Source organism: Streptomyces sp. NPDC058308, assembly GCF_042880275.1.
GTDB lineage: Bacteria > Actinomycetota > Actinomycetes > Streptomycetales > Streptomycetaceae > Streptomyces.
Genome location: NZ_JBHVZA010000038.1, coordinates 25,491 through 42,784, shown reverse-complemented (window position 1 = coordinate 42,784; position 17,294 = coordinate 25,491). Strand labels below are relative to the sequence as shown.

9 protein-coding genes are annotated in these 17,294 nt (G+C 73.7%); 1 reads left to right on the top strand and 8 read right to left on the bottom strand.

The features are described from left to right. Positions 1 to 11 precede the first annotated feature (11 nt). On the top strand, positions 12 to 899 hold the full coding sequence (locus tag ACFVYL_RS34065) for a geranyl diphosphate 2-C-methyltransferase (protein ID WP_389722884.1): 888 nt from the start codon (positions 12 to 14) through the stop codon (positions 897 to 899). On the opposite strand, the gene ACFVYL_RS34060 is transcribed toward ACFVYL_RS34065, so the two are convergent. From ACFVYL_RS34060 to ACFVYL_RS34025, 8 genes are all read right to left on the bottom strand, one after another. Then, positions 877 to 2,322 carry an MDR family MFS transporter gene (locus ACFVYL_RS34060; RefSeq protein ID WP_389722882.1) on the bottom strand — a complete coding sequence of 482 codons (1,446 nt, stop codon included), beginning with the start codon at positions 2,320 to 2,322 and terminating at the stop codon, positions 877 to 879. The genes ACFVYL_RS34065 and ACFVYL_RS34060 overlap by 23 nt on opposite strands. After that, positions 2,319 to 12,293: an amino acid adenylation domain-containing protein gene (locus ACFVYL_RS34055; RefSeq protein WP_389722880.1), complete on the bottom strand. Its 9,975-nt coding sequence runs from the start codon at positions 12,291 to 12,293 to the stop codon at positions 2,319 to 2,321. Before ACFVYL_RS34055 ends, ACFVYL_RS34060 begins: the two co-directional genes overlap by 4 nt. A 1-nt stretch (position 12,294) precedes the next feature. Beyond that, positions 12,295 to 13,080, bottom strand: coding sequence for an ABC transporter ATP-binding protein (locus ACFVYL_RS34050; RefSeq protein ID WP_389722878.1), 786 nt, complete (start codon positions 13,078 to 13,080; stop codon positions 12,295 to 12,297). Further along, entirely contained in the window at positions 13,077 to 14,006 is a 930-nt protein-coding gene (locus ACFVYL_RS34045; protein ID WP_389722918.1) for a FecCD family ABC transporter permease, read from the bottom strand. The genes ACFVYL_RS34050 and ACFVYL_RS34045 overlap by 4 nt, the downstream gene beginning before the upstream one ends. Positions 14,007 to 14,068: 62 nt before the next feature. Continuing rightward, positions 14,069 to 15,091 carry a FecCD family ABC transporter permease gene (locus ACFVYL_RS34040; RefSeq protein WP_389722876.1) on the bottom strand — a complete coding sequence of 341 codons (1,023 nt, stop codon included), beginning with the start codon at positions 15,089 to 15,091 and terminating at the stop codon, positions 14,069 to 14,071. After that, positions 15,088 to 16,083, bottom strand: coding sequence for an ABC transporter substrate-binding protein (locus tag ACFVYL_RS34035; protein ID WP_389722874.1), 996 nt, complete (start codon positions 16,081 to 16,083; stop codon positions 15,088 to 15,090). Before ACFVYL_RS34035 ends, ACFVYL_RS34040 begins: the two co-directional genes overlap by 4 nt. Before the next feature lie 72 nt (positions 16,084 to 16,155). Then, positions 16,156 to 17,007: a siderophore-interacting protein gene (locus tag ACFVYL_RS34030; RefSeq protein WP_389722872.1), complete on the bottom strand. Its 852-nt coding sequence runs from the start codon at positions 17,005 to 17,007 to the stop codon at positions 16,156 to 16,158. Then, complete coding sequence (locus tag ACFVYL_RS34025) at positions 17,004 to 17,243, bottom strand: phosphopantetheine-binding protein (RefSeq protein ID WP_389722870.1); 240 nt, start codon at positions 17,241 to 17,243, stop codon at positions 17,004 to 17,006. Before ACFVYL_RS34025 ends, ACFVYL_RS34030 begins: the two co-directional genes overlap by 4 nt. Positions 17,244 to 17,294 lie beyond the last annotated feature (51 nt).

The following is a 17,294-nucleotide window of genomic DNA, read 5'->3' as shown; positions in this document are numbered from 1 at the left end:
TGGATTCATCTGTGACCAGCACCGAACTCACCGCCCCCGCCACCGCGACCCCGCTGCGCGTCCCCGGTCCGGCGACGCCCTACCAGGGGGACATCGCCCGCTACTGGGACGGCGAGGCCAGGCCCGTGAACCTGCGTCTCGGCGACGTCGACGGCCTCTACCACCACCACTACGGAATCGGTGAGGTCGACCGGACCGCGCTCGGCGACGCCGGGGACAGCGAGAGCGAGAAGAAGCTGATCGCCGAGCTCCACCGGCTGGAGTCGGCGCAGGCCGACTTCCTCCTGGGACAGCTCGGTGACATCGGCAGGGACGACACCCTGGTGGACGCCGGGTGCGGCCGCGGCGGCTCGATGGTGATGGCGCACCAGCGCTTCGGATGCAAGGTCGAAGGTGTCACGCTCTCGGCGAAGCAGGCCGACTTCGCCAACGGGCGGGCCCACGAACTCCGCATCCAGGACCACGTCCGCGCCCGCGTCTGCAACATGCTCGCCATGCCCTTCGAGACCGGGCAGGCCGCGGCCTCGTGGAACAACGAGTCGAGCATGTACGTGGACCTGCAGGACCTCTTCGCCGAGCACTCCCGCATCCTGAAGGTCGGCGGGCGCTACGTGACCATCACCGGCTGCTGGAACCCGCGGTACGGCCAGCCCTCGAAGTGGGTCTCCCAGATCAACACGCACTTCGAGTGCAACATCCACTCGCGCCGTGAGTACCTGCGCGCCATGGCCGACAACCGCCTCGTGCCGCAGGCCGTCATCGACCTCACCCCCGACACGCTGCCCTACTGGGAGCTGCGGGCGACGTCGTCGCTGGTGACGGGGATCGAGGACGCGTTCATCAACTCCTACCGTGACGGGTCCTTCCAGTACCTCCTCATCGCGGCCGACCGCGTCTGACGCCGACGGGAGAGGGGTCCGGCGGGTCCGCACCCGCCGGACCACGGGGCAGCCGCGTCGCCCCCGCCGCCGCGAGCAGGCAGCAGCCCAGCACCCACCAGAAGGTGTCGCCGAACGCCGACGGGACGTCCGTGCCCCGCTCGGACAGGCGGTTCTGCAGGACCACGGCGAGAGCGGCGGTGCCCACCGAACCGCCCACCGTGTTCAGCAGGTTGAGCGCTCCCGACGCGCGAGGGAGGTGCTCGGGCTCGATGCGGCTGTAGACGATGTTCATCACGGGCGCGCCGATCATGGCCATCCCGACGCCGCGGAACACGAGCGCCGCGATGATCACCTCGTCCGGGGGTGCGTGGCCGAGCTGGGTGAACGGGACCGTACCGGCGAGGATCAGCACGATCCCTGCGACCACCAGAGTGCGCGGGGCCACCCTGTCGATGGTGCGGTTGACCAGGACCGAGCCCGCGGCGGCGCCCAGGCCCTGGGGCGCGAGCAGCAGCCCGGCCTGCCACGCCGTGAGGCCGCGGCCGGTCTGGAAGTACAGCGGCAACAGGAACGTCGTACCGAACACCGACGCGCCGAGGACGAGCAGCGCGAGCGCCGCGGCGCCGAACGGCGGCCGGGCGAACAGACGGGGGTCGACCAGCGGGGTGGAGCGGGTCCGGAGCCCGTGCACCGTAAAGCCGGTCAGCATCGCGAGGCCCGCCGTCACGCCGATCGCGGCGGGGGCGGTACGGCCGTGGGCGACCTCGGTCAGCCCGTACACCAGCACGGCGAGACCGGGCGAGAGCAGCGCGGCCCCCCGCAGATCGAACGCCGTCCGCCGCGTCGACGGCGGTACGTCGGGTACGTGGCGGCGGGCGAGCAGCACCGCGATCACACCGATCGGCAGGTTGACCAGGAACAGCCACGGCCAGGACGCCAGGCCGAGGACGACGCCGCCGACCAGTGGCCCGAACACCGGTGAGAGCAGCGGGACGACGGCGACGACACTGATCACCCGGCCGGTGCGGTGGCGTCCGGCGATGCGGGCGAGGAGTGCCTGCCCGGTCGCGGGGAGCAGTCCGCCGCCGAGCCCCTGGACCACCCGGAACACGGTCAGGCTCGGCGCCGACCAGGCAAGCGCGCAGAGGACCGAGCCGAGCAGGAACACTCCCACGGCGGCAAGCCAGGTCCGGCGGCCGCCGAACCGGTCGGCCAGCCAGCCGGAGGCGGGTACGGCGGCGACCACGGCGAGCAGGTAGGCGGTACTGACCCACTGGATGTCGGCGACGGAGGCGTCGAACTCCTCGGTGAGGCGGTCGATCCCGACGCTGACGATCGTCGCGTCAAGGGTGGCCATGAAGGTGCCGAGCACCAGGATGAACGCGATCCGCAGCAGCTGTCCGTCCACCCGCTCGGCCGGTGGCGCGACGTCCTCGGTCATCGGCCCTCCAGCAGGTCGCGGACGTCGGCGTCGAGGTGCTCGTCCAACGTCCGCATCAGGTCGAGCAGTTCGTCGGCGAGCCCGTCGACGTCCACCCCGGCCCGGTGCGCGAGCACGCCGGTCCAGCCGTCGCCGTCCGGCATGACCGTCAGGGTCACCGGGTGGTGGGTGGACTCGCGGAAGCGGGTGCCGACGACTCTGAGGCCGGGGGCGGGTTCGCGGAGGCGGTCCGGGTCGACCGGGTAGTTCTCGAAGACCACCAGGCTGTCGAACAGCCTGCGGCGCCCGGTGCGGCGTTCCAGGTCGCAGAGCGCGGCGTGGTGGTGTTCCACCAACGCCCGCTGCCGGGACTGGAGATCGGCGAGCGTGTCGGCGAGCGTGCCGTGGAGCCGGGCCCGGACCGGCACGGTGTTGGCGAGCAGACCGACGATCTCCTCGACGCCGGTGAGCTCGGGCGGGCGGCAGGCGACCATGGCGCCGAAGCACACGTCGGTGCGTCCCGAACGCCGGGCGAGCAGGACCGACCACGCGCCCTGGACCAGCGTGTTGCGGGTCAGGCCGCGTCGCGCGGCGAGGCGGGTGAGGCCGTCCACCAGCTCCGCGTCGAACGTGAGGAGCGTGGGCTCCTGCCAGGCCGGCCCTGCTTCGCCGCCGCTCAGGTAGTCGCCCTCGGGCAGCCCCGCCAGCTCCGCGGCCCAGCTGTCGAGGTCGGGCTCGTGGTCGGCGCGCCAGCGCAGATAGTCGTCGAAGGGTACGGGGGCGGGCAGTTGCGGCGCCGTACCGCGCAGCCGCGCCGTGTAGAGGTCGAACAGCTCGGTGAGGATGCGCGGCGCCGACCAGCCGTCGGACAGCACGTGGTGGCTGGTCATGACGAGGTCGGCGCGGTCGGCGCCGTCCCGGATCACCGTCAGGCGCAGGAGCGGGCCGCGGGCGAGGTCGAACGGTTCGGCCAGGTCGGCCGCGAGGACCTTCTCGGCGTCCCCGTCGACCACGCGGAAGTCCGGCCTCGGCGACGTGGGGATCACCGCCAGGTCGGCGGGGAAGACGGCGCCCAGGTTCGGGTGGCGGGCCACGAGGTCGGCGCCGGCGGCGTTCAGGGCGTCGGTGTCGAGCCGTCCCGCGAGGGAGAACGTCGACTGCACGGTGTACGGGTCGGGGCGCTCGGTGCGCGAGTGCCGCAGCATCACCTCCTGGAGCGGGGTGAGTGGCTGCACCCCGGCGATCGGCCGGCCGCCGTCGAGCGCGCTGATCTCCGGTGCGGCGGCGAGGTGCAGGAGCGCGGCCCGCAGGCACTCGGCGAGGTCCTCGACCTCGGCCTCGGTGAACAGTCCGGACGGCCAGGTGATCCGGACCCCGAGCGCGTCGTCGCGCACGAGGGCGTTGACCATCAGGCTGTGCGCCAGGGGCAGCGCGTCGGTGCCGCCGGAGCCGAGCGGGTCGGCGTCCGGGGCGGGCTGCCACGGTGTCTCGCGGGCCGGGGCGCCGGGGAACTGGCCGAGGTAGTTCCAGGCGACCTCGGGCGCCACGTGGTCGAGGTGGCCCGCCGAGGCGAGGATGCCGTGGCCGAGGGCGTCGCCCTGGGCGCGCAGTCGCTCCCTGACCCCCTTGACGTCGTCGTCGGCGTGCAGCCGTACGGGGTGGACGGCGGTGAACCAGCCGACGGTCTGGGACAGGTCGACGTGCTGCGGCCTGCCGTGGCTCTCCAGTGCGACGAGCACCTCCGGCGCGCCGCGCCAGGCCTTGACCGCGCGGGCGAGCGCGGTGAGCAGCACCGCGTCCGGCGTGCTGCGGTGGGCGGCGGGCAGGGTGGTGACCAGGGCACGGGTCGTTCCCGCGGCGAGCCGGATCTCGTGGTGGCGTGCCGTCGCCACGGTGTCCCTGGCGGGGTCGAGCGGCCGCCCGGCGAGCGCCGGGGTGGCCGTCATCCGCTGCCAGTGCGGCAGTTCGGCCCGCCGGTCGGCGTCGCGCAGCGAGCGCGCCCAGCCGAGGAACGACTGGCCGTGCCGGGTGAGCGTGCCACCTGCGTGGGCGTGCTCCAGGTCGTCGAGGAGGATGCGCCAGGACACGCCGTCGACGACGAGGTGGTGGGCGATCAGGACGAGTCTGCCCGGCCGGTCGGGTCCGGCGTCCAGCCAGAGCGCGCGCAGCAGCGGGCCGGTGCGCGGGTCCATCGCCGCGCGGGCCGCGGCGACGTGGGGGTCGAGCAGGGTGCGCGGGTCGTCCGTCGCCGGTATGCGGGTCAGGATGTCGGCGCCGGTCACGGAACCGGCCGGCGGGATGTGCAGCGCATCGTCGGTGAGGCGGGCCCGCAGGACGTCGTGCCGGGCAAGGACCGCGTCGAGCACGGTGTGCCAGGTGCTCTCGTCGCCGCCCGGCGGGACGCAGATCTCCGTCCACTGGCAGAACCCGTCGGCGGCGCTTCCCGCGCGGCGCAGCAGGTCGCGCATGACCGGGGTCAGCGGGGCGTCGCCGGTGGCGGGCGCCTCTGCGGCGTCGAGGGTGCGGGCGCGCGCCGCGATCCCGGCGACCGTCGCGCCCTCGAAGACGTCCCGTGCGGTCAGGCCGAGGCCTTGGCGCCGGGCCCGCGAGACGACCTGCAACGACACGATGCTGTCTCCGCCGATGGCGAAGAAGTCGTCGTCGGGGCCGATGGCGTCGGTGCCGAGGAGATCCCGGAAGACGCCGAGCAGCACCGTCTCGGCTTCGGTGGCGGGTTCGCGCCGCGCCGTGGTCACCGGCTCGGGGGCGGGCAGCGCGGTGGGGTCGAGCTTGCCGCTGGGGCTCAGCGGCAGCCGGTCGATCGGCACGAGGACCGTCGGGACCATGTGGTCGGGGAGCTCTTCGGCCAGGAACGCGCGGACCCGTGTGGTGTCCAGGTCGGCGTCGTCGACCGGGATGACGTAGCCGACGAGCCGGCCCTCGCGCACGATCACGGCGCAGGCCCGTACGTCGGGGTGACGGGTCAGCGTGGACTCGATCTCGCCCAGCTCGACCCGGAAACCGCGGACCTTGACCTGGTGGTCGACGCGGCCGAGGAAGACCAGCTGCCCGTCGGGGCGCCAACGGGCCAGGTCGCCGGTGCGGTACATCCGCTCGCCGGGCGGGGCGAACGGATCGGCGACGAACCGCTCGGCCGTCAGGGCAGGGCGCCCGAGGTAGCCGCGGGCGACACTGGGCCCGCCGAGGTAGAGCTCTCCCGTGACGCCGGTGCCGGTCGGCTGGAGCCCGCCGTCCAGGACGTAGGCGCGGACGTTGGGGTCGGGGCGGCCGATCGGCAGCGGTCCGGCGTCGTCCGGGTCGTAGTGCCAGGTCACGGAGTTGATGGTGACCTCCGTCGGCCCGTACGCGTTGAAGAGCGCCCGGCGGCCGCGGCCCCAGCGCCCGGCCAGCTCGGGGTCGAGCCGCTCGGCGCCGACGACGAAGAACACGTCCGGGTCGACGGTGCGGTCGTCGGGCATGGCGGCCAGGAACGACGGCAGCAGGTTCACTCCGGTCACCCGGTGCTCGACGATGTAGTCGAGGAGTTCGTCGCCGGGTACGCGCACCTCCTCGGGTGCGATGACGGAGGTGCCGCCGGAAAGCAGCGGCACCATGGTCTGCCAGAACGCGACGTCGAAGCTGGTCGAGGCGGTGTGCAGGTACCGGTCGTGTTCGGTGACGCCGACGACCTCCTCCTGGAGGGCGATCAGGTCGGGCACGCCCCGGTGGGTCACCCCGACGCCCTTGGGCCTGCCGGTGGTGCCCGAGGTGTAGATGACGTAGGCGAGCGCGTCGTCGGTGAGCCGGGCGCGGGCCTCGGCCGGGTCGGTGTCCGGCGCGGCGGCGAGCGTGACGGGGTCGTCGAGGCGCAGGACGGGGATCTCGCGGGCGACGGGCAGTTCGGCGCCGGTCGTCACGACGGCGGCCGGTGCGATGTCGTCGAACATGTACGCGAGGCGCTCCCGCGGGTAGCTCGCGTCCATCGGCACGTACACCGCGCCCGCCTTGGCCACGCCGAACAGGGCGACGGTCATCTCGATGTCGCGGCCGAGCAGGACCGCGACGGGGTCCTGGGGCCGTACCCCACGCGCGATGAGCGCCTGGGCGAGGCGGTTGGCCAGCCGGTCCAGTTCGGTGTAGCTGAGGCTGCGGTCGCGGCAGACCAGGGCCTCGGCGTCGGGCTTGCGCTCCACCCAGGCGGAGAACTCCGCCAGCCAGTGGCCGCGGGCCCTGGCGGGGACGGTCCCGGTGCCGGTGCGCAGGATCCGCGTCCGCTCCTCGGGGCCGAGCGCGGGCAGCCCGAGGGCGGGGCGTGCCGGGTCGTCGACGATCTCCTTGAGGAGGTGGCGCAGCCAGCGGCCGTAGTCGCGCACGGCGCTCTCGTCGAAGGCGCGCGGCTGGTAGCCGATGCCGATGGTGATCTCGTCGTCGGGGATCACGATGACGGTCAGCGCGTAGTGCGTGGCGTCGGTGATGTCCACGCCCGCCAGGTCGAGGCCGGGGGCGAGCGGGGTGCGCTTCCGGCTGGACAGCGGGAAGTTCTCCATCACCAGCATGGTGTCGAAGAGTTCACCGACGCCCACCGCCCGCTGGATCTCGGGCAGGCCCACGTAATGGTGCTCGGCCAGCGCGACGCTCTCGGCGTGCACCTGTGCCAGGAGGTCGGCCGTGGTCTGGTCCTGGGTGTGCCGGACGCGGACCGGGATGGTGGTGCCGAGCTGGCCGATCATCGACTCCACGCCGTCGACCTCGGCGGGCCGCCCGGAGACCGGGCAGCCGAACACGACGTCGCGGCGTCCGGTGAGCTTGCCGAGGAGGAGGCCCCACGCGGTCTGCAGGACGGTGGTCAGGGTGACGCCCTGTTCGCGGGCGAACGTGCGCAGCCGGTCGCTGAACTCGCGGCCGAGGGTGACGGTTTCGCGGCCTGGCCGCCCGACGGCGGTCCCGGCGCTCGCGGGGGCCAGGCGCGTCGCGTCGTCGACGCCGGCCAGCGCGTGCCGCCAGGCGGCGAGCGACACGTCGCGGTCCAGGTCCGCCAGCCATCGGAAGTACTCCGACAGCGGCGGGGCGGCGGGCGCTTCGGGGCCGCCGCTGAGTTCGGCGTAGAGGGCGAGCAGGGTGCGGCCGACCAGCGGCATGGACCAGCCGTCGAGCAGCGCGTGGTGGTTCGTGATCACCAGCTTGTGCTCGGCGGGCCCGACCCGCGAGAGCAGGAAGCGGATCAGCGGCGGGCGTGCCGGGTCGAAGGGGCGCCCCAACTCGGCGCGGGCGGCGTCGGGGAACCGGTCGTCCTGCCGCCAGTCGAGGGCGACGTCGGCGGGGATCACCTGCACGACGTCGTCACCGGCCGTGGCCGCCAGGTACGCGCGCAGGGCGGGGTGGCGGCGAAGGAGTTCGCGGGCGGCTTCGGCCATCCGGTCCGGTACGAGCTCGCCGACCAGGGTGGTCACGGCCTGTACGACGTAGACGTCGGCGTCCCGGTCGTCGCGGAGCAGGGTGTGGAAGGAGAGCCCGACCTGCAGGGGCGTGGCGGGCAGGACGTCGGTGACGCGGCCGGTGCGTTCGAGGGCGTCGATGGCGGCCTGGTCGAGGCCGACCAGCGGCAGGTCCGACGGGGTCAGCCCGCCGCGGGTGTGGCGCGCGTGCTCGGCCAGCGCGTCCAGCGCCGCGGCCCAGGCGTTCTGCAGGGCCGTCACGGCGTCGGCGTCGAGCACCTCGGTGGCGGCCGTCCACTCGACGGCGAGCCGGGGCTCGTCCCCTTCGTGGACGAAGCAGTTGAGGGCGAGGACCTGTTCGAGTGCCTTGGCCTCGGGCTCGACCACCGAGAAGGCGTCGTGTTCCGGCAGGCGCCACCCGGCGCCGGGCAGCGAGGTGAACCGGCCCAGGTAGTTCAGCAGGATGTCCGGCGGCGGGACGGCCGAGAGCTCGGCGCTGGTCTGCGGGTCGAGGTGGCGCAGGACCCCGTAGCCGATGCCGTTGTCGGGGGCGGCGCGCCGGGCCTCCTTGGCCGCGCGCAGCACTTGTCCGACGCCGTCGGCGGCGGGCACGCGGACGGGGTACTCGCTGGTGAACCAGCCGACCGTACGGGAGAGATCGAGGTGTTCGCGGCCGTGGCCCTCCATCGACACCGTCACCGCGTCGCCCGCCAGGCCGCCCTCGCGCAGGGCGAGCACGAGCGCGGCGAGGAGCACCTCGTCGACACCGGCGCGGTACGCGGCGGGCAGGGTGGTCAGCAGCGCCTCGGTGGCCTCGGGCGAGGCCACCGTGACCGACTGCCGGGCGGTCGCCACCGTGTCCTTCGCCGGGTCCAGCGGCCGGGCGCCGAGGCGGGTGGCGGAGCCCAACGCGGCACGCCAGTGGCCGAGTTCGCCTCGACGGGCGCCGGACTCGCCCTGTTCGGCGAGGAGCAGGGCGTGGCGCCGCCAGGACGATCCGGCCTGCTCCGGCGTGCCGCCCGTGCAGGCGGCGTACAGGTCGGGGAGCAGGACGCGCCAGGACACGCCGTCCATGGCGAGGTGGTGCACGACGACGACCAGGCGGTCCGGGGTGCCGTCGCCGGTACGGAGCAGGGCGGCGCGCAGGAGGTCACCGGAGCGTGGGTCGAGTTGCCCGGCGAGGCGTCCGGCCAGGACGCTCACGTGCTCGCCGTGGACCTCGTCGACGACGGCGCGCACGGCGCCACGGGGCAGCACCTCCAGGCCGTCGTCCGCGCGCAGCCGCAGCGCGTCGTGGTGGTCGAGCAGCATCTGTACGCCCACGACCAGGTCGGCGTGGGCGAGTTCGTCGACGTGCAGGGCGGTCCACTGCGCGTAACCGGCGACGACGTCCACGTCCGGGTGGGGGTCGAGCAGGCCGCGCACGATGGGCGGCGCGGGTACGGGTCCCGTCGGCTCGTCCACCGGTTCGGCGGCGTCCTCGACCAGGCCCGCGGAGGCGGCGAGCGCGGCGAAGCTGCGGCGGGCGAGGAGATCGCGGGGCCGCAGTGCGAGGCCCTTGACCCGCAGCCTGCTGCTGAGGGTGATGGCGGTGATGCTGTCGCCGCCGAGGGCGTAGAAGTCGTCGTCGACGCCGACCCGTTCGACGTCGAACACCTCCGCGAGTACGCCGCACAGCAGCCGCTCCCGCTCGGTGCGCGGCTCCCGGCCGCCGCCCGCCGCCGCGGGGGCGGGCAGGGCGGCGCGGTCGAGCTTGCCGTTGGGGGTGACGGGGAGTGCGTCGAGGACGACGACCGCGGCGGGCACCAGGTGGTCGGGCAGGTGGCCGGCGAGCCGGGCGCGGACCGCGTCCCCGGTGACGGAGGTGGAGACGACGTAGCCGATCAGGCGGGAGGAGCGCACGGCGGCCGCCGCCGCGGTGACGCCGGGGACCGCGCCGAGTGCGGCCTCGACCTCGCCGGTCTCCACGCGGTGGCCGCGGATCTTGACCTGTCCGTCGCCCCGGCCCAGGTACTCCAGGCCCTGGCCGGGGACCCAACGGGCCAGGTCCCCGGTGCGGTACATGCGACGGCCCGGCGCGCCGAAGGGGTCGGCGACGAACCGTTCGGCGCTCGCTCCCGGTCGGCCGAGGTAGCCGCGCGCCAGGTGCGGTCCCGCGAGGTAGAGCTCGCCCGTCCGGCCGTGCGGCACCGGCTGCAGCGCGCTGTCCAGGACGTAGCCGCGGGTGCCCGCGAGGGGGTGGCCGATCGTCGGATCGTCGCCGTCTATGCGCGCGGTGGCGGCGTCCACGGTCGCTTCGGTGGGCCCGTAGATGTTGCGCGCCGTGATCCCGGAGTCGCGCACGCGCCGCCACAGCGCGGGCGGGGTGGCCTCACCGCCGAGGACGAGCAGCGTCGGCCTGCGGTCGAGGAGGCCGCCGTCGATCAGCGGCGCGGCCATCGACGGCGTGGTGTCCACGATGTCGATGCCGTCGCGGGCGTACGCGGCGAGCAGGGCGTCGGCGTCGCGGATGGTCTCGGCGTCGTAGACGTGCAGTTCGTGTCCGCACAGCAGCCACACCAGGTGGTCGAAGGCGGAGTCGAAGGCGAACGAGTAGGTGTGCGAGGCGCGCAGCCGTCTGCCCGCGGCGCGCTCGGCCTCGGCGACGACGGTGGACCGCTGGTGGTGCAGGAGTGACGCCAGGCCGCCGACCCGGCCGAGGACGCCCTTGGGGCGTCCCGTCGAGCCGGAGGTGTGGATCACGTAGGCGAGGTGCTCGGGGTGGCGGGGCGCGGCCAGTTCCCCGGCTGCGAGCGGCGCGCCGGAGAGCGCGGCGGCCTCGTCGAGCAGGGTGCTCCACGGCAGTCCCCCGACCGCGTCGGTGGCGCTCAGGACGAGGGCGGGGCGGGCGTCGTCGAGCAGGTCGCGAAGGCGCTCGGGCGGGTGCCCGGTGTCCAGGGGCAGGAACGCGGCGCCCGCGTCCATGACGGCCAGAAGGGCGATCACGGCGTCGGCGGAGCGCGGCAGGGCCAGCGCCACCACGTCGTCGGGGCCGAGCCCGCGGGCGCGCAGCGCGCGGGCGACGCGGTGCACCCGCCCGGCCAGTTCCGCGGCGGTCAGCCGGTCGGCGCCGCAGACCAGGGCCGTGTGCCCGGGGCTGGCGGCGACCATCGCGTCGAACGCGTCCGGTACGGCCACCGGTGTGCCGGGCAGGGCGGGCGGGCACCAGTCCGCGAGGAGCCGGTCGGCGTCGTCGGTCAGGGCGATCCGCCCGACGGGCTCCCCCTCGACCAGGCCCGACAGAAGGGCCCGCAGTCCGGACAGCAGGGCGTCGACGGAGGCCTGGTCGTTGGTCCTCGCATCGACCTCGAAGCCGAGCAGCAGTCCGCCGTCGCGGGCCGGCAGGACGCTCAGGCCCATGTCCTCCGGCGGGCCGCCCGCGACGTTGCGCATCACGCCGCTCGCCCCGGCGAAGTCCAGGGCCAGGTCGAAGGCCTTGAGGTTGATCCCGCGGCCGTGCAGCAGCCCGCCCGCGCCGGGCACGCCGAGGTCGCGCGGCAGGTCCTCGCCCCGGTAGCGCTGGTGGTCGCGCATCTCCTTCATCGCGGTGGCGACGCGTCGGCTCAACTCGCCGAGCCTGTCGCCGGGTTCGACGCCCAGGCGCATCGGCAGCACGTTGACCGCCATGGCGGGGGTGCGCAGTTCGACCGAGCCCGCGCGGCACATCAGCGGCAGCGCGAACACGACGTCGGTGCGGCCCAGCATGCGGTGCAGGAAGGCGGCGTAGCCGGCGATGAGCGCCTCGCCCCAGGTCACGCCCTGCTCGTCGGCGAAGGCGCGCAGCCGGGCCGTCTCCTCGGCAGAGAGGGCGGCGCGGGCGGTCAGGGTCGCGCCCGGAGCGCCGGGGGCGGCGTCGCTCTCGCCGAGGTCGGGCAGCGGGGTGAACCGGTCAACCCAGTACGCGCGGTCCTCGGCGCACCGGTCGCTCTCCCGGTAGGCGCGGTCGGCGGCGACGAAGTCGGCGAAGCCGCCGAAGGCCGGCTTGCGCGGTGCGGTCCCCCGCACCAGGGCCGTGTAGCGGGCGGCGGTGCGGCGGGCGAGCATCGCGGCCGTGTAGCCGTCGAAGACGAGGTGGTGGCCGAGTTGGGTGTACCAGACCTCGCGGTCGGAGAGCCGGATGACGGTCCGTGCGTACAGCGGGCGGTCCACCATCCCCTTGCAGGCCTCGCCCGCCCGTGCCCGCTCGGTGTCGACGAGCGCGTGGGCCGCGGCGACGGGGTCGGCCGCGCCGCTGACGTCGATCACCTGAGGCGGCGCGACCGGCTCCTGACTTACCGTCTGGCGCGGCCCTTCCGGGGTGTCGTGCACGCGCAGGCGCAAGGTCTCGGCCTCTTCGGTGGTCGCCCTGACCGCCTCGGCCAGCGCGTCGACGTCGACCGGCGCGTCGCCGGATATCTCCACCACGTCGCCGACGACGTAGTACGGCGAGTCCGGCTCCAGGCGCTGCGCGTTCCAGATGCCGACCTGGGCGCCGGTCAGCGGAAGCAGGCCGTCCGAGGAGACGCTTGCGGTGCTCAACTCATGCTCCTTGCAGTGTGGGGACGACCATCGGCGTATCGGTCACCGGGTCGGGGACGATGACGCTCGGCAGGTCGAAGACGTCCTTGATCAGCACGGCGTCCACGATGTCCGTGGGGTCGCCCTCGGCGGCCACCCGGCCGTCCTTCATGGCGACGAGGTGATCGGCGAAGCGGCACGCCTGGTTGATGTCGTGCAGGACGGCGATGACCGTGCGGCCCTTGTCGCGCAACCCGGCCAGCAGGCCGAGCAGTTGGTACTGGTGGGTGATGTCCAGGAAGGACGTGGGTTCGTCGAGCAGCAGGCAGGGCGTCTGCTGGGCGAGCACCATGGCCATCCAGACCCGCTGCCGCTGTCCGCCGGAGAGTTCCTGCACCGGCCGGTCGGCCAGGTCGGTGACGCCCGCGGCGGCCATCGCCCCGGTGACGGCCTTCTCGTCTTCCGCCGACCACAGCGCGAGGAGCGACTGGTAGGGGAAGCGTCCCCGGCCCACCAGTTGGCGGACCTTGATGTCGTCGGGGGCCTGCGGGTCTTGCGGCAGGAAGCCGAGCTGCTTGGCCAGGGCCTTGGCCGGGTAGTCGCCGACCTGCCGGCCGTCGAGCTCCACGTACCCGCTGTCGGGACGCAGCAGGCGTACGAACGCCCGCAACAGGGTCGACTTTCCACAGCCGTTGGGGCCCACGATGGCGGTGAACGCGCCGTCGGGGACGTCGAGGCTCAGCCGGGTGGAGACCACCCGGTCTCCGTAGCGCAGGGTGATGTCCCGCGCGGTCAGGCGTGCGGTCATGCGCGCCTCACCTCCTTGGTCAGGAGCCAGATCAGATAGCAACCGCCGATCGCGGTGCTCACCACGCCCACGGGCAGGGCGACGGGCGCGAGGAGCAGCTGGGCGATCAGGTCGGCGCCGAGGAGCAGCACCGAGCCGGTCAGTGCGGCGGGGAGCAGCGGGACTCCGGCGGCGCCGGCGAGCCGGCGGCCGATCTGCGGGGCGGCGAGCGCGATGAACGCGATCGGCCCGCTCACCGCGGTCACCGTGGCCGTGCAGCCGACGCCGACCAGGACCATGACGAGCCGCAGCCGGTCGAGTCCGACGCCGGTGGTCACCGCGACGGCGTCGCCGAGCGATGCCTGGTGCATGGCGTGTGCCCGGGTGGCCATCAGGACGAGCAGCACGGCGATCACCGAGAACGGGATGCCGAGGTCGTCCCAGCCCACGCCGTTGAGCGAACCCGCGCTCCAGCCGACGGCAGCGATCGCCACCTCCAGATCGGCGCGCAGCACGATCCACGAGTTGACCGCGGTCACCATCGCGTTGACCGCGATGCCGATGACGACGAGGCGCAGCCCGGAGAAGCCCCGGTCGAACGAGAGCAGGTAGATGACGGCCGCGACGACGAGTCCGCCGAGCACCGAGCCGACAGCGAGTTGGGCGGAGGTGCCCGACAGGACGGTGAGGGCGACGAGGGCGCCGGTGTAGGCGCCCGCGTCGAGGCCGATCACGTCGGGGCTGCCCATCGGGTTGCGGGTGAGGTTCTGGAAGAGGGCCCCGGCCACGCCGAGCGCGGCGCCGAAGACCAGGGCGGCGAGCACGCGCGGCAGCCGCCAGTCCGAGATGACCACGGAGGGTTCGCTGCCGGTGAGCGCGTCGAACACCTCGGCGGGGGTGGACCAGGACGCGCCGTAGCACAGTCCGGTCAGGCCCAGGGCGAGCATCAGGGCGGCCAGCACGGCGACGAGTACCACCGTGCGGCGTTCGGCCCGCAGTCCGAATGCGTTCACAGCGACCCCGCCCCGTAGCGGCGGACAGCCCAGATGAGCATCGGGCCGCCGAGGAACGCGGTGACGACGGCCACCGGCACCTCGCCGGTGGTCAGCAGCACCCGCGAGCCGATGTCGGCGATCAGGAGCAGGATCGGGCCGAGGACCATCGAGTGGAGGATCAGCCACGGGACCGAGCCCCCGGCGGGTTTGCGGACCAGGTGCGGCACGATCAGCCCGACGAACAGGATCGGCCCGGCCACCGCCGTCGCCGCACCGCTGAGCACGGTGATCAGGACCAGGGCGGCGGTCCGTACCCGGACCACGCCCGCGCCGAGGGTCTGCGCCACGTTCTCGCCAAGGGCGAGGGCGTTGAGCGCCCTGCTCAGCAGCAGGGCGCCGAGCAGACAGGTGCCGATGGCGGTCAACGGAAGGGCCAGCGGCGCCTGTTCGCGGGACGCGAGCGAGCCGACCGACCAGAACCGGTAGACGTCGAAGGTGTCCGGGAGCATCAGCCGCAGACCGAGCGCCACCCCGTTCAGGACCGCGGTCAGGGCCACGCCGGTGAGCACCAGGCGCAGCGGCGAGCGGCGCCCGACCGCGGCGACGAGCAGCGCCGCGAGCACCGATCCGCTGATCGCCCAGCCCAGTTGGCCGGACTGCCCTGCGGCCAGGCCGAGGCCCGAGCCAACGGTGATGGCGAACCCGGCGCCCGCGGTGACCCCGAGGATGCCGGGCTCGGCCAGCGGGTTGCGGGCCAGTGTCTGGATGAGCGCGCCCGCCACCGCGAGGGCGGCGCCCACCGCGACGGCGAGCAGCGCGCGGGGCGCCCGGACGTCCCACACGATGACGTGGTCGTCGGTGCCCCGGTGATCGAGGAGCGCGCGGACGACGTCGGCGGGCGGGATGTGCCGGGCGCCCACGCCGATGCTCAGCACGGCGACCACCGCGAGGAGTGCGACTCCCCCTGCGAGCAGGCCGATCTGCGGACCCGCCCGCTTGGTTGCGACCGCCTCGGGGGCGCGGCCCGCGACGGTCACCGCTTCAGGAGCGGGGCGAGCGACGTGTCGATCGCGTCCAGTGTCTGCATGGCCTGCCCGTAGGTGGCGGCCTCGGTGCAGCGGATCGGGAAGGTCCTGCCGGCCTTGACGGCGGGCAGGTTCTTCCAGAGCTTGGAGTCCATGACGTACTTCACCGGCTGGGGGACGCTGCCGTCGGCGTTGACCGAGTACGTGATGGCGTCGGCCTCGCCGAGCGCGTCCGGCAGTTCTTCGAGGGAGGGGTACTCGCTGACCGCGCGCGAGCCGGGGCCCTTCTTCTTGACCTTGCCGTAGTACTGCGCGCCGACGTCCTCGGCGATGTTGGTGCCCCAGGAGCGGCCGAACTCGCGCTGCCACGTGCCCTTGGCGCTCTCGCCGTACGCGCCGACGTGGCCCAGCTTCAGCTTCGGGAGCACGTTCTTGTACTTCTCGGCGAGCTTCGCGGCCTTGGCCTCGTACTTGTCCTGGATGGCGTCGAACCGTTCGAGCGCTCCGGCCGCGTCGGCCTGCTGACGGGACTGCTCGCGCCACATGGACGGCACGGTGGGGCCGATCGCCACGACGGGGGCGATGGACTCCAGGCGCTTCACGTCGATGTCGCCGAGGACCGGGGCGGGGACGCCGATGACGATCAGGTCGGGCTTGGCCTCCGCCACGGCCTCATAGTTGGTCTCGGCCGCCTGCTCGCCCGCCACCTTGGGGAGCTTCTTGTACGTGGCGAGGTCCTGCTTGCTCATCATCGGCTCGCCGCGCTTCCACGACGAGACGCCGACCAGCGGGGCGTGGGCCTCGATCATGACGGGCACGGCGTAGCCGGTGGCGACCACACGCTTGGGGTCCGCCGGGATCCTGATCTTGCCGTTGTCGGCGGCGAACTCCCGGGTTCCGCCCTTCCCGGAGTCATCCGACCCGCCGTCCGACGAACCGCAACCAGTCAGCGCCACGGCCAGCGCCACGGCCCCGATCAGACCCGACGATCTGCGTATGGACATTCTTTCGCTCCTTGCTACTTAGGTAAGGCTTACCTTAGTTGATGATCCGTCTCGCCGTGAACCGCCCGCCGGTCAGTGGTCGTCCTCGTCGAAGTCGGCGATGCCGCGCTTCCAGTAGCCGGTGATGTCGTGATCGGCCCTGGCGAGCCCCAGCTCGTCGCGGACCCAGCGGCGCAGGGGTTTGATCTGCCCCGCCTCACCGGCGACCCACACGTACGCGCGCTCGCCCGCCGGCACCCTCACCGCGGTCACGGCCCGCTCCAACGCACCGCCGGTGCCCGCCGGGAGGCCGCCCCGGTGCAGCCAGCGCACCTCGAAGCCCTCGGGCGCGGACAGCTCGATCTCCTCGGCGGCGTCGGCGACTTCGATGAAGGCCCAGCCCCGCGCGGTCCGGGGCAGTTCCTCCAGCCAACGGGCGATCGCGGGCAGCGCCGTGATGTCACCGGCGAGGAGGTAGCGGTCATACGCGTGCGGGACGATCAGGCCGCCGGGCGGTCCGGCCAGGTGCACGACGGCGCCCGGCTCGACCTCGTGCGCCCAGGTGGACGCGAGTCCGCCGTCGTGCGGGACGATGTCGATGTCGATCTCACCCGTGGCCGGGTCGTAGCGGCGCACGGTGTACTCGCGTGACGTGGGGGCAGGGCGCGGCCAGCGCAGCATCGCCCCGTTCCGCTCGGGCAGCCGCAGTTCGCCGTCCGGCTCCGGAAAGATGAGCTTCACATGCTCGTCCGGCGCATGGGCCTCGAACCCCTCGGTGCCCGCGCCGCCCAGGGTCAGCCGCAGCAGCCCAGAGCCGACCATGACCGTGCGGACGACCTCGACCTCCCGGATGCCGATGGGGTAGCCCACCTTCTCGGCGTGCAGACCGGCCCGGACCTCCGCGATCCGTTCCAGGTGACGATGCCGGTGGTCGACCCTGCTCATGCGGCACGACCCGTCAGGAGCTCCGTCCAGTGGCCCAGTTCGGGCCGCTCGGCCAGGTCGGGGAATTCCAGTGCGGTCGCTCCCGCGGTGCGCCACCGCTGCACCAGGCTCATGATCCGCACCGAGTCCAGGCCGAGGTCGAAGAGGTCCTCCCCCGGCACGATCTCGGCGGGGTCGCAGTCGAGCAGCTCCGCGATGTCGGCGCGGACGCGCTCAGGCGTCAGGGTCTGGCTCATCGATGGCTCTCCTTCGGAGACGGGCGCCGACGCGTGCGATCGACGCGTCGG

Excerpts from the sequence above, each read along its gene's own strand:
- ACFVYL_RS34060 (WP_389722882.1), bottom strand. The coding sequence starts at position 2,322 with ATGACCGAGGACGTCGCGCCACCGGCCGAGCGGGTGGACGGACAGCTG.
- ACFVYL_RS34050 (WP_389722878.1), bottom strand. The coding sequence starts at position 13,080 with ATGACCGCACGCCTGACCGCGCGGGACATCACCCTGCGCTACGGAGAC.
- ACFVYL_RS34045 (WP_389722918.1), bottom strand. The coding sequence starts at position 14,006 with ATGCTCGCCCTGGGCCTGACCGGACTGTGCTACGGCGCGTCCTGGTCC.
- ACFVYL_RS34035 (WP_389722874.1), bottom strand. The coding sequence starts at position 16,083 with ATGTCCATACGCAGATCGTCGGGTCTGATCGGGGCCGTGGCGCTGGCC.
- ACFVYL_RS34030 (WP_389722872.1), bottom strand. The coding sequence starts at position 17,007 with ATGAGCAGGGTCGACCACCGGCATCGTCACCTGGAACGGATCGCGGAG.
- ACFVYL_RS34025 (WP_389722870.1), bottom strand. The coding sequence starts at position 17,243 with ATGAGCCAGACCCTGACGCCTGAGCGCGTCCGCGCCGACATCGCGGAG.